We start from the raw sequence: 13,351 nt of genomic DNA, 5'->3' as shown, positions 1-13,351 counted from the left end.
TCTTGTAAGCGATTGCAAGAGTGATCGAAAATTAATTTAGGAGTGATTTGAATGTTATACCCTTTGATGACCACAACCCGTTCCGTACTGAGCTTAAATGGTATTTGGTCCTTTAAGATGCAAGCGGCCGGTGATGTGATTGATCCCGTTATGCCACTGAAGACCACCGACGTCATGGCCGTTCCGGCTTCCTTCAATGACCAAACAGCGAATCCAGAGCTGCGAGACCACAGTGGCTACTTCTGGTACGAACGCAACTTTACCGTCCCTGCAGCGTTAATGGATCAACGACTGAGTCTGCGTTTTGGTTCAGCAACTCATGAGGCTTGGGTCTTCGTTAACGGCACCGCGGTGGGCCATCACAAGGGCGGCTTCACGCCATTCGAATTACCGATCAACGATGCTGTTCAGGCGGGAACCAATCGTTTGACTGTGAAGATCAGTAACTTACTGGACCACTCAACTTTACCCGTTGGTAATTACACCGAAACCAAGGATGCAGACGGCAATATTGTAGCTCATGTCGATGAAAATTTCGACTTCTTTAACTACGCAGGCCTCCACCGGAATGTCAACTTAATGGCAACGCCGTGGAACCGAGTAGAAGATATCGTTGTGACCCCCAAGGTTGACTTATCCAACCACAGTGCCGACATTGCGGTGACCGTCAAGACGACGGCTACTGCGACGGTCAAAGTTACGCTGCTGGATGAAGCTGAGAAGATTGTCGCCACGGCCACTGGTGCCACGAACACCATTCACTTAGATCACATCCATCTCTGGCAACCCCTCCATGCCTATCTCTACCAGACGCGCGTAGAAATTCTGGATGGTAACACTATCCTTGACAGTTACACAGAGCCCTTTGGGATTCGGACCGTTGCGATCAAGTCAGGTAAATTTCTCATCAACGGCGAGCCCTTCTACTTCAAAGGTTTCGGGAAGCACGAAGACTCCTACGTCAACGGGCGCGGCATGAACGAAGCCGTCAACGTCCTGGATCTGAATCTATTGAAGAAGATGGGCGCCAACTCATTCCGGACTTCTCACTACCCTTATTCTGAAGAAATGATGCGGCTCTGTGACCGCGAGGGTATCGTCGTCATTGACGAAGTCCCTGCAGTTGGTCTGATGCCCGACTTCAACTTCGACGTGTCCAGTGCCTTCAAAGATACTGAAAATCCATTCTGGTCCACGGTCAAAACGCAGGAAGCCCACGAACAGGCGCTAAAGGAAATGATTGGCCGCGATAAGAATCACGCGTCCGTCGTTATCTGGTCGATTGCGAACGAACCCGCAACCTTCCTTCCTGGGGCCCATGATTACTTCAAACCGCTCTTCGACCTAGCCCGTAACCTCGATCCCCAGGACCGCCCCTGCACCTACATCAATATCATGATGTCCACACCGGACCGCGACAACTGTTCCGACCTTGCCGACCTGTTGACGCTGAACCGTTACTACGGTTGGTACCTTCAGACTGGTGACCTTAAGACCGCGGCTGCCGCCGAAGAAGCTGAATTGCGCACTTGGCAAGAGAAGTGGCCAGATAAACCCATTATGTTCACGGAATTCGGCGCTGACACCGTTGCCGGCGTGCACAGTGCTTACAACGAGCCCTTCTCAGAAGAGTATCAGGTGGCTTACTACGACATGAACGCTCAGATTTTCGACAAGATCGATAACTTCGTCGGCGAACAGCTCTGGAACTTCGCCGACTTCCAGACCAAGTTCGGCATTAACCGGGTTCAAGGGAATAAGAAAGGGATCTTCACGCGTTCCCGCGAACCTAAGGCGGCCGCTATTTGGCTGAGTCATCGGTGGAACAATATTCCTAACTTTAATTACAAGAAATAAAAATGGTTGACCGTTGTCACTCACAGTCAGAGGTGCTTTGTCCCCTTCACACCTCACTTTAGACATCCCCCAAGGCCTAATCAAAAACTGTCACTAAAAAGCTGATTCTTCCCCATATTAACGTGAGGAAGAATCAGCTTTTCTTTTCTCGTCATTCATTTCTCTTGGAATCTCTTGTAGAACTGCCAGCGGAACGACTAACTCTGAAAAGGCAGAAATGCTCCACACCGGATAGCTCCCCTAGCAGTCACAGGCCACATAATACACAAAAAGACGGATGGCCCGTAAGCCACCCGTCTTTTTTAAAGATACTGGAGTATGTCACTTAATCAGCTGCCAGGAACTTGCCAGCCGTTAATTGAGAAGCTAAGACCCAGCCCTTAGTGTTGCCGCTGGTTACATAGTTGTACTTCACGTTCTTCTTAGCTTGCTTGATTGTAATTGTCTTGGTCGCGTAGAAGGTCTTGCTCTGTGGCAATACACCCTTCTTGGTTAACGTGACCTTGGCCTTGTTCGCAGCGAATTTGCCGGTGTAGATTGCGGGTTGGTTCCCCTTGAAGTGGAAAGCACTCTTCTTGAGGTTCTTGGTGCTGATCAACGTGTAAGTCTTCCCTGCAATCTTGTCGGCTGCCTTCTTAGCATCAGCATTGCCGTCGGCGGCCATGAACTTCCCAGCCGTTAACTTAGAAAGTGCAACCCAGCCCTTGATCTTGCCGTTGGACGTCTTAATGTAGGCGTAGGTAACTTTCTTGGCCTTGGTCGTCTTCGTAGCCTTAACTTTCACAACAATTTTCTTGGTTGCGTAGTAGGTCTTACCACCGGCTAAGGTGCCCTTCTTCGTCATGCCGACCTTTGCTTGGTCAGCGGCAAACGCTGCGTTATACAGTGCTGGTTTGCCACTCTTGACATGGAACGCTGCCTTCTTGATGGCTGTAGCACTGACTAACGTGTGGGTTACTTTTTTGGCTGCTGGTTTCGCAGCCGCAAACGCCGTCACGTTGCCGGCTTCCGGAGCAATAACGCCAATCCCCAATGGTAATACCATAGCTGCTGCCGCTGCGATCATTGCAACTTTTTTCATCATAACAATTACCCCCCAGTAAATTTCGAATTCATCCCTGAACTCAGTTGCTATCATAACACGGCCTTTTTTTGCGAGTAGAAATGAACGCTCAATTTACTTCAAAAATCGCCATAAATCCTGATCCACCCGTAAATTAATGGAACTAACCTTACGAGACGTTAGTGGTGTCTCTGGCGAAAAAACGGGAATGGCAAATGAGTAGCGTTCACGACAATTTTTGGGGTAATTGACTTTCGTCACCACACACAGATTACTGCCAGCCGTAGACGACAAGCTGCGTTATCCCGCGCCGGCTAGGCTCTGGATAACGCAGTTTGTCATTTCATTATGACCACTCTACTGATTAACCTTAGCGATAGCCTTGGCAATCAACGAGGTGTAGTGCCGGTTCCCATAATTATTAGGGTGTACGTGATCACTGACGAACCACTTTGGCTGATTCTTGGCAGTCGTGTACCAGTCAATCACGTGAACATTGTGGTACTTGTCTGCGGTCTTCGCGATCCGATTATTCACGGAATTCTGCCATTCACGTGTTGGCACGTGCGCCGTCACCCAGAAGATCTCGTGTCCCGGGCCAATGGCATGGACAATGTCATCAGCTTGTTCTGGCGTCACGTAACCATTCGTCCCAATATTAATCATGACGTTCTTGGCCAACTGTCCCTGTTGGGCCATGCTGACGATCACATCGTGCATATCGGCAGCTTGCCGACCCACTTTGCCATTAACGATGGCCCCAGGGAAGACTTCCTGCAAGTCCCCGGAATCGTCGAGCAAGACGGAATCTCCGATGGCTGTCAGGGGCGTTTGTTTACTATTAAGAACCTCATCCGGCGTCAAATAATAGTATTTCGCCAATTTTTGATTGGTTTTTGATAGTTTAGAAAAGGCCACTGCCTTATCGTGTTTCTTCTTGGAAGAAGCTGCCGCTAAGGCTTTTTGTTTCTTAACGGCAGCGGCATTCTTTTGCTTCGTCGCTGCCTGCCGTGCCGTAATAGTCTTTTGTAAAGTCGTTGGTTTTGCCGCAGCGGGTTGTTGCATAAACCCAACTGCCGTCAGACCAAAGAGTAGTGCAGCGACCACACCTAAGGTATTGGCCAACCGATGCGTCTTGGGCTGCTGGAAATAACGGACAATGTCGCTGGTCAACTGACCATAGTGGTAGTGCCGCATCGGGTTCTCAATCCACCGGTAACTCAGCTCCGTGACTAGCATAATCAATGCCACTTCAATGACCGCATTGAACAGAGGGTGGTTGCCGATGTTGACCTTGGCTTCATAGAAGATCATCACAGGAAATTGGTAAAGGTAGATACCGTAGCTCCGTTGGCCCACGTAACTAAAGACGCGATTGGTCAACAGGCGGTTCATATCACTTCCGGGATGGGCCACTGTGCCAACAAGGATACCAGAAAGAATGGTAAACCAGAACATCCCACCACGATAGGTGCTAGTGGCCTGCCCATTCATGGTAAAGAACAGGTAGATCAGTGCCAGTAACGAGAGTCCCCCGACAATATCCAGGGTCAGCCGCTGCTGGCGGCCAATATCCGCATTTAATTTGTGTGCTGGCCAAACGAAGGCCATTCCCGCACCAATCAGAATTGCAAACATCCGCGTGTCCGTCCCGTAGTAAGACCGATTGGGATTGTTGGAGCTGTACAAGACCGCCATAACGATCGCGGACGCTACCGCAACGGCCATCAAAATACCTAAGCGATACGACTTTTTATGCACAAAGAACAGTAGACCCAGCACGACCAGTGGCCAGACCAGATAGAATTGTCCTTCAATTGATAACGACCATAGATGGGTGAATGGTGATTCCCCACTAAATCGATCAAAGTAGGACTGCCCATGATTAATCTCGAACCAGTTGTAGCCGTAAATCAGATTGGTCATAACCGTACCACGAATGTTAACCAAGAGACTCCGTTGAAACAGCGTGATGTAAGCGGTCGTCCCCAGAATCATCGTCACCAATGCCGGGTAGAGCCGTTTTAACCGCCGTCCGTAAAAACCAATAATATCGATGTGATTCTGCGTATCGAATTCCTGAATTAATAGATATGTAATCAAGTAGCCTGAAACCACGAAGAAGATGGGAACGCCTAAATATCCCCCTTGCAACGTGGATGGCGCTAAATGGTAAATGATAACCCCCAAAACGGCAAGTGTCCGAATGCCATCAAAGCCGGTAATATACCGGCGCTTGCCCGCTTGACGCGCTCGGACCCCCATCCGCGTCAGCTCTGTGTTGAAATGATCCATCACAATTACTCCTTCTCTTTAACGCCCCGGTTACTCCCCAAAGCCAGACTGTGCGTACCTCTGATGGAAACCATCACCATCTACAAACAGTCAACTCGATCCAACAAGGACCGTTTAACCAATGACTGCCACCTGTGAGCATGCCCCAAAATTCCGTTACCCAAAATGACGTCGCCAATCCTATTAATAGTCATTATTAAAATTTATTTATTGTGCCAATACTCTGGTACTGGGGCATTTGTTAACCCCCTAACGATTAAATCAATTCTATAGTGTTTGGTCGCGAAACACAATGTTTTTTGACAAAAATTTGAATTTGTAAAATTTGACATCTAACTGGCACGCACATAGGACGACAAACCGCAATATATCACGGTTTTAGCCGATCGGTTTGTTCGCTAACTTTTCCTTGTAGCCCGATTGAAAATGAAAAGATTTACTAAATGGCTAGAACAGTCTTTAAGTCGGATGAGTTTTAGCGAATGGTACCATTTGAATTTAACCCCTATCCGCCGAATCACCGCGTATTGCGCCGAACGTCCACCCACAACCTCACGGGGTTATTGACACCACCCGACAAGGTATCAGAACAGACAATTTATCCCGCAAGGTCGCGTAGTTAAGCGCTCTCATGGTATACTAAACTGAAGCATCGTATTCCAAAGGAGGACCTCACCATGTCTCAAGTTAACCCTTTTACCGCAGACGCCGTACGTCAGTATCCCAAAGTTGAGTTGCACTGTCACCTCGATGGCTCTATCTCGCTACCCGCGCTTCGGAAAATGGCGGCCGTGACCGGTGCCGAGTTGCCAGCCAGCGACGCGGAACTCCGGACTTTGGTATCGGCACCCATTGATACCGTCAGCTTAATTGACTACTTAAAACGATTCAAGGTCGTGACCGATCTGATGCAAACGCCGGAACAGCTCCGAATTGCTGGTTACGACATGGTCCAGACTGCTTCCGAAGATGGTCTGATTTACTTAGAAACGCGGTTTGCCCCCGCTATCTTTACCGAAAAAGGCCTCTCCATTCGCGAAGCCATCGCCGCCACACTGGAAGGCCTGCACGCTGGTTCCGCCGAGTTCGGCATTCCAGTCAACGCCATCGTTTGCGCGATGCGTGACCGTCCCCTAGACGAATGCATCGAGGTCTTCCAGACCGCTGCCGACTTTAAACACGAAGGCGTCGTTGGCCTGGACTTCGCTGGGGATGAGTACAACCACCCCACGATTGATCTAGTCGACGCTATCCGTGTGGGCCAAGCAACTGGCCTGCCATTCACGGTACATGCCGGTGAAGCCGGCCCTGTCGATAACGTTGTGGTTGCTTTGACCATGGGCGCCAAACGTATCGGGCACGGCGTTCACATGAGTGGTTTCCCCGCAGCGATCGCCCAAACCAAGGCGGCCGGTGCGACCATCGAGATCTGTCCAACGAGTAATATCCAGACAAAGGCCGTCCAAAGTTGGGACGACTTCCCCCTGTCAGAATTTCTCAGCGCTGGCCTAAAAGTCACGGTCAACACCGACGACCGAACCGTCTCTAACGTCACCTTAACCGATGAATTCATCACGCTTCGCAAGCAGTTCGGCCTGAATTGGTCTCTGCTGGAACGCCTGACACTCAACGCCATCGACGCTGCCTTTATCGATGACGACCAGAAAGAACACTTACGTGAAAAGGTTCAGGCCGCACGTACCTCAACGACCGCCTGACCCCCCTCACCACCACGGCTTAACGGTCGTGGTCGTCGCTCTAAGTTAACGTAATTTTTAGCAAAGGAGACTATTGCCATGTCCCAATCCTATCCCTATCAAGACGCCTTCAACCGCACGCTCCAGCAACGGGCCATGGCGCAAGCCACCCAAGACGAGTACAACGCGACCCTCACGGACTTTTTCAAATACTTGGAGAATTTCAACCCCACCTATCAACGAGACCACCGCGTCAATCAGCTTCAGACGCCCGATGTGGAACAGTACTTGGCGATGTTGGGGGATGCCCGTCAGATTCAGAATCAGACTTATAATAAGGTCCTGTCACACCTCAACGTCTACTTTAAGTTTCTCTTCTCCCACAGCTGGACACCCTACCTACCCACGCTGGATTTAAAGAGTAAGCCCAAGCAGGCCGCCCAACCACTGAATTACCGCTGGGTCGACGACCTCGACAGCTTGTTGGCCGACCCGCGGCTTCACGTATATACCCGACTGACACTCCTGCTCGTGGCCCACGGTTACCCAGTACAGGCCTTCCTCCAGCCCAATTTCACAGCCCATCTGAAGACCCAGAATTGGTCAGCCTCGGCGCAACAATTCTTGACTGAACTGCAGGCCTTTCTCACGCCCTTGCAGCAACGTTTCCAGTCCAACGACTGGTTCCTGAAGCAGCGTGCCGCGGCCGATCCTCACTTAACTTTGCCTGGGCTGCATAAATATCTAAAACCAGACGAATCGGTGGCTGGTTTTGCCCTGAGTCCGACCGTTTTATACCAAGGTTATTTAGTTAACTATCTCCGACGCCACCCCCAGCTTTCCGACCGTGAAGCGATTTTGGCTCTCCATCTGGAGCCCGATTCTATCGATTATTATCGCCGGCTGGCCCAACGTACAGACTAATTACGTGCCACCCGCCATTGAACCCCCTATACTAAATAGTAAACGAACAAACTGGGGGAGTATGTTATGAAGAGGAAATGGTGGCTCTTGGGGGGCTGTCTGGTTTTGATTGCCTTATTGGGTGGTGGTTTCGTATGGAGTCAGTCGCGCCCCAACACCGTTAGTCGCCCTGCGCGCCACAATCGGGTTCAAACGCAAGACGCCGAATCCACAGAGGTCAAGGTCGTCAAAGCTAAGCCTTGGATCAAGTTGAAGCAACCACTTAAGTTGCCCATTTTGATGTATCACAGTATCTCCAGTGGCAACCAGCTACGCGTACCGAAAAAACAGTTTGCCAGTGAAATGGCCTATCTTAAGCAGCACCACTACCGAACGTTAACCACGACCGAAGCGATTCGCGCACTGACCACCAATACCGTACCACAAAAAAAGGTGGTCTGGATCACACTAGATGACGCGTATAAGGACAATCTGACCAATGGATTGCCTGCCTTACAGAAATATAACCTCCACGCGACGATTAACGTGATCACGGGCTTTACACACAAACATAATCACCTCTCATTAGCGGAAATGAAGCGGATGAAGGCCACTGGCCACGTGGATTTCGCCAGCCACACCGTCCAGCATCTGAATCTCGATGAACTGTCAGCGACTCAGCAGAAACAGGAACTGGTGAATTCCAAGAAGTGGCTAGACACACATCTTGCGCAACACACACGGATGCTGTGCTATCCAGCGGGACGGGCCAATGCTACGACTCACCGCTTGGCTAAGCAGAGCGGCTATACACTGGCACTGACGACGCAAGAGGGCATGGCCACTCTGAAACAGGGACGCTACAACCTCTCACGCCTGCGGGTTACCCCCGGCATGAGCACCGCTACCTTCGCCAGCCTCATCACTGTGACCAATCGCTGATCAGACTGCGCGTTATAGTCGCCTGCGGCAGCCAGGGATTCTGCCGCTGTGGGGACCGCCTCCAGCCAAAGAGCGGGCTTCCAGCGTCGTCACAGCCGGCGCCATCCCTGACTGCTTCCGGCTAAACTAACGTATAATCTGGCAATGATTTAATTCTGAATCTGTGAGTAACAACATTGCTAATCTAAATACTCCGAGAACTGGCAAAGTACGACATGCCATGTTAACTAAACCACATTCGTCATAAATCAAATCCATCACCAGGTGAAACGTGGCATAAACCACTTTTCCTGATGATGGATTTATTAAAAAATGTAAGCGGTTCCTATTGTGCCATTTCGGTGTTCGGCGTACAATAAAGGTAATCAGAAACCGGACGAAATCGAGGAGGTCTTTAAAATGGGAAGCGTCGCAACACTCGTTACTTGGTCATTCATGGTGGTTCTAATTGGTGCCGAAATCGTGCGGGGCATTTTCATGTTTAAGCATTAATGACCCCAACTCGAAGATAAACGTGTTTAATGGACTGGCTGAATTGGCTAGTCCTTTTGTTTTGTACACAATGCCACCTCAAAAAACACCCCACTACCCTAAATTGGCGAAGGTGTTTCTCCGATGACGCTCATTATCAGTTGGTAAAGCCCCGACCTACGCCCTACTTTTTGGATCTTGCCACTTTCTCTTCTTGTTGCTTAAGCCGTCCAATCACGTGACCCATCCAGATCAGTAACAGCGTCAGCCAGCCTACCCAGGTGATACTGACCAGGTTACTGGCAACCGCCGCGGAGACTGACCACCAATTGGTTGCGATTAAGGCACCGGTTGCTGCTAAACTTCCCAGTAGTCCCGGCAGCCAGCCTCTCTGCCACCGCTGTTCCCATATTGGCAGGTCACTGAGCGCCTCCTCAAATCTTTGCAAATAGGCAAAACCAGCCAGGTTAGCCAGCACCGCGGCAATTAAAATTCCGCCACCCAAACGACTTGGCAAAAAGAAAATTAGAATGACCACAAACAAGCTGTTCAAAATCAGCATGGCTTGGCGGATTGGCCGCAATCGCGTCATAATTTCCGACTTGCGCAGATAATGCAGCATTCCAGTGTCTTCCTTAATGAGCGTATCCAGTGTCAGTCCATACAAATTGCTCAGCGCCACCAGACTATCAATATCCGGATAACTTTTCCCGGTTTCCCAACTTGAAATGGTTTGTCGCGAAACGGTTACCTGCTGTGCCACAGCCTGCTGGGTCAACGCATGATCCGACCGGGCTTGTTTTAATTTTTCCCCAAGTGTCATCCTGTTCCCTCCCTACGTATGTATGCCCTAACTCTAGCAAATACACGTTATTTTGTCACGCTAAGTTTGCTTGCTATGCTGCTATAGCGGGCTTTTGCAGGTCATCCTTCTTTCGGCATTGACCTGTTCCCCTTTAGTCGCATCGCTAAATAGGGTAAACTAGAGGAGGTTATTATTTTTTACATATATTGATGCGCTGCGTTCACTGCAAGCTTCTTGCCACTAGTCCTCGCAACGGGTTGATTCGGATGCTTCTCTAGACATAAATTGGAAAGGGTTTATCTCATGTTACTAGTTGCTTTTTTCTGCACCCTATCTGCCTTCATCATGGCAATCATGGGCATCGTGCAACGTCCCCAACACTTACAAATGCTGGCGGGAGTCTACATCATTTACTACATCATCGCCGTCGGTGTGGTCTTCGTGCTTCTACCTAGTAAGGCGCTATTCAGCCTAATTATCATGAACGTCATCAGCGGGGTGCTCTACCTGCCATTTCTGGCACTCAGTAGTCCCAACGTGACGGTCGAGACTGGCAGCGGGGATAAGCGTCCCCACGTACGTAGCCAAAATAAAGGTCTCAACGTAGCTGCTGGCATCTTGGCACTACTCTTCGTTGTCAGCCTCTTCGGCGCTGCTCAGACCAAGTTTGGTGTGAAGCCAGTCTATAACTCTTTGAAGATCAAGACAATGAAGACGGCACCTCTGCTGGATAAGGACGCGACGCCAATCGCCATCGCACCCAAGACCGTTCGTAACAAGATGAACAAGGCCATGAGTGCCGTGCCGAACACCTCTTATTATAAGTTAGGTGCTCTGCAGACGCAGGTCGTCAAGGGCAAGACCGTCTATATCGCCCCCGTTGAATTCGACGGTTTCTGGCGCTGGCAACGGGCGCGGCAGTCACCCGGTTACTTCATGATTGACGCCACCAACGTGAACGCTGAGCCCCATTTCGTCAAACAATCCATGAAATACACCCCTAGTGCCTACCTCTTCGAAGACGCACAACGGGTCATCTACAACCGTTTTCCTGGCTGGGTCCAGGAAGGGCAACCGCAACTCGAAATCAAGGATAGCGGCGAACCCTACTTCATCCAGACCGTCTACAAGGCGCGCGGCGTTTCCAGTCGAATCAACTACAAGAGCCTGCACGTGGTCGTTTTGAATGCCAAGACCGGTGATACCAAGCTTTACTCAGCGGCCGGCGCGCCGAAATTCATCAACGAATCCATCGCCTCTTCAACAGCGGCAGAAATGAATGAAATCTTCGGCTGGTACGGCAACGGTTACTTCAACGCCCACTTTAACAAGACCGGCGTCAAGGATCCAAATAGTAACGGGACCGAGGATGGCGTCACCCCTGTCGTAGACAAGCACGGTGACATCTCCTACTTCAACGACTTCACCTCACCTAAGACCAGTGCCGACTCGACCATGGGTTACTCCATGATCAACGCCCGCACGGGAACCCTGACTTACTACACCGGTAAAAATATCGGAGTCATGGACAGTGACGGGGCCAAGAAGATCGCCGAAAAGGAATACGTCGCCCAGAAATGGTCTGCGACAATGCCGATTATGTATAACATCGATGGCACCCCAACCTGGGTCGTTTCACTGCTAGACTCCACGGGGGCCTTCCGGAGCTACGCCTACATCAAGGCGGCCGATCAAAGTGTGAAGGCATACGCCACCACGGCAGCCCAAGCGCTTGACCAGTACCGGGTCCAACTCGCGACGGTCGGGTCAACGGCTAGCTCAACGACGAACTCCAAGACCATTAAGTTGAAGGGCGCGGTCGAACGGGTCGTGGTCATCCCGAATGGTGATAGCCAAAATGTGCTGTTCGCTGTTAAGGGTAACGATACCCTCTGGACGGTCGGTACCGCCGACTATCCAAAGGCTGTGCTAATGAAGGCTGGCGACCAAGTCAAACTGACCGGTCGGGTCAACGAAGCTGCTAAAACGGGGACTGTTGAGACGTTTACGAATCAGTCGTTTAAGTAGCCTTGCTGATAATCATAGACGCCACAATGTACTCATAGTAATGGTTCTCAAAAACAGGTGTCCCTCCATATTAGGAAGGGACACCTGTTTTTACATCTCATCGTACGCCAATAGCAAACTTGTTACTTTTTTACCCGACGTCGATCGACAACTATATCATGCACGATCGCGGCAAAACCCATCACAATCCCACAACATAGCATGCTTGCCACCAACCATGCCCAGTACAACCAACCGGTTAAGAGCGTCGACGCCGACTCAAATAAGAGCAGCACGACCCAGCCCATGACACCTAGCATCACAATTGCGTAGACACCATATTTCCCTGTCCACATTCTTTTAGGATATTTGGTGGCATAAGCAACCGCCAATAATGACACTGTCAGTAGCACTGCGGTAATTAAGAGCTTAATCCCCAATGATTCCCGTAAATTCAGTCCAAAGAATATGGGCAAAAAGATGCTGAGAAAAATGAAAAGGTCATTTTTTGTTGATAGGACCATGACTTATCCTTACCACCTTTAACGTGAAAGATCCGTCCGTACGCCAGAAGCTTTAAGGAACACCTCCGTGGAGACTTCCTACTGCCTAATATACTCGAACGTTGCTTAGACTTCAATTCAAGTATTTCTTTCTGTGACGATGGTCCCCACATTACTAATAATGCCGGCTTATGGCTGATGGGTGATTTTCAACATCATCTTGATTTTGAATAGATGGTTGTCAAGGCTTTACCTAATCAGGAGTGGGCATCTCTGGTCTCCTAGTTACTTCATGAGTACCTCGGGTGACATGAGCAAGGAGACCGTGGAAAACAATATCATAAAATGACAAAAAGCATGATGGCATTCATCCCTTGTTTGAAAATAAGGGAATTCTGCCTAACTCGTATTAAACAAGGTCACCTCTACTGGGTAAATGTGGACCCTCACGCCGGTCACGAAGAAGGTGGCCACAACAAAACCCTAGGTAACATTCGTCGGCCAGTCGTTGTTGCTTCAAATCATCAGTACAACCAGGGCGGCATGTCTATCGTTTCCCCAATCACGACAAAAAACGAGCAAAGTCGCTACCTGCTTCCCATACTAGTAAAACGCATGCTCTGATTGTTATCATCAAAAACAAGTCTGGGATAAAACCCCAGGCTTGTTTTGGTTCTCCAAAACTATATTGCTGAAACGTGCGACAAAAAGCCAACTGGCTCCGCTTAGACAATCATCCATCCAATGGTTCCACCGGTTGTATGTTCTCCACATTGACAGTGTTTCCCAACACTTATAGAATAATAAC

The 13,351-nt window shown here is 49.8% G+C and carries 10 protein-coding genes and 1 pseudogene; 7 read left to right on the top strand and 4 right to left on the bottom strand.

Annotation, left to right across the window (positions count from 1 at the left end; genetic code table 11):
• The first annotated feature begins 51 nt into the window (after positions 1 to 51).
• Positions 52 to 1,857 (top strand): beta-glucuronidase, encoded by a 1,806-nt coding sequence (uidA, locus tag ACKTSF_RS00150; RefSeq protein WP_407885465.1) that lies wholly within the window; start codon positions 52 to 54, stop codon positions 1,855 to 1,857.
• Between the two features lie 325 nt (positions 1,858 to 2,182).
• Here uidA and ACKTSF_RS00145 read toward each other — a convergent pair whose 3' ends face one another.
• Together ACKTSF_RS00145 and ACKTSF_RS00140 are read right to left on the bottom strand one after the other, a co-directional pair.
• Positions 2,183 to 2,941 (bottom strand): hypothetical protein, encoded by a 759-nt coding sequence (locus tag ACKTSF_RS00145; RefSeq protein ID WP_407885463.1) that lies wholly within the window; start codon positions 2,939 to 2,941, stop codon positions 2,183 to 2,185.
• A gap of 336 nt (positions 2,942 to 3,277) precedes the next feature.
• The gene (locus ACKTSF_RS00140; RefSeq protein WP_407885461.1) at positions 3,278 to 5,215 is read right to left on the bottom strand and encodes an acyltransferase family protein; all 1,938 of its coding nucleotides are present in this window, start codon (positions 5,213 to 5,215) and stop codon (positions 3,278 to 3,280) included.
• Positions 5,216 to 5,892: 677 nt separating this feature from the next.
• Between ACKTSF_RS00140 and add the strand changes: the two genes are divergently transcribed.
• From add to ACKTSF_RS00125, 3 genes are all read left to right on the top strand, one after another.
• Positions 5,893 to 6,933 (top strand): adenosine deaminase, encoded by a 1,041-nt coding sequence (gene add / locus ACKTSF_RS00135; protein WP_407885459.1) that lies wholly within the window; start codon positions 5,893 to 5,895, stop codon positions 6,931 to 6,933.
• Positions 6,934 to 7,011: 78 nt separating this feature from the next.
• The gene (locus ACKTSF_RS00130) at positions 7,012 to 7,836 is read left to right on the top strand and encodes a site-specific integrase (RefSeq protein WP_407885457.1); all 825 of its coding nucleotides are present in this window, start codon (positions 7,012 to 7,014) and stop codon (positions 7,834 to 7,836) included.
• A gap of 66 nt (positions 7,837 to 7,902) precedes the next feature.
• On the top strand, positions 7,903 to 8,757 hold the full coding sequence (locus ACKTSF_RS00125) for a polysaccharide deacetylase family protein (protein WP_407885455.1): 855 nt from the start codon (positions 7,903 to 7,905) through the stop codon (positions 8,755 to 8,757).
• A gap of 655 nt (positions 8,758 to 9,412) precedes the next feature.
• Here the strand turns inward: ACKTSF_RS00125 and ACKTSF_RS00120 are convergent.
• Entirely contained in the window at positions 9,413 to 10,051 is a 639-nt protein-coding gene (locus ACKTSF_RS00120) for a helix-turn-helix transcriptional regulator (RefSeq protein ID WP_407885453.1), read from the bottom strand.
• Positions 10,052 to 10,378: 327 nt separating this feature from the next.
• Between ACKTSF_RS00120 and ACKTSF_RS00115 the strand changes: the two genes are divergently transcribed.
• On the top strand, positions 10,379 to 12,061 hold the full coding sequence (locus ACKTSF_RS00115; protein WP_407885451.1) for a hypothetical protein: 1,683 nt from the start codon (positions 10,379 to 10,381) through the stop codon (positions 12,059 to 12,061).
• Between the two features lie 122 nt (positions 12,062 to 12,183).
• Here ACKTSF_RS00115 and ACKTSF_RS00110 read toward each other — a convergent pair whose 3' ends face one another.
• Positions 12,184 to 12,396 carry a hypothetical protein gene (locus ACKTSF_RS00110; RefSeq protein WP_407885450.1) on the bottom strand — a complete coding sequence of 71 codons (213 nt, stop codon included), beginning with the start codon at positions 12,394 to 12,396 and terminating at the stop codon, positions 12,184 to 12,186.
• Between the two features lie 409 nt (positions 12,397 to 12,805).
• On the opposite strand from ACKTSF_RS00110, the pseudogene ACKTSF_RS00105 reads away from it, so the two are divergent.
• Together ACKTSF_RS00105 and ACKTSF_RS00100 are read left to right on the top strand one after the other, a co-directional pair.
• Positions 12,806 to 12,892 (top strand): annotated as a pseudogene (locus tag ACKTSF_RS00105) (IS200/IS605 family transposase); the annotation flags it as partial.
• Positions 12,889 to 13,167 (top strand): type II toxin-antitoxin system PemK/MazF family toxin, encoded by a 279-nt coding sequence (locus ACKTSF_RS00100; RefSeq protein ID WP_407885448.1) that lies wholly within the window; start codon positions 12,889 to 12,891, stop codon positions 13,165 to 13,167. The pseudogene ACKTSF_RS00105 and the gene ACKTSF_RS00100, both read left to right, overlap by 4 nt.
• Positions 13,168 to 13,351 lie beyond the last annotated feature (184 nt).

The organism is Levilactobacillus muriae (genome assembly GCF_045862015.1).
Lineage (GTDB): Bacteria > Bacillota > Bacilli > Lactobacillales > Lactobacillaceae > Levilactobacillus > Levilactobacillus muriae.
The sequence above is the reverse complement of the archived record's forward strand: the minus strand, read 5'-3'. Positions and strand labels throughout refer to the sequence as shown.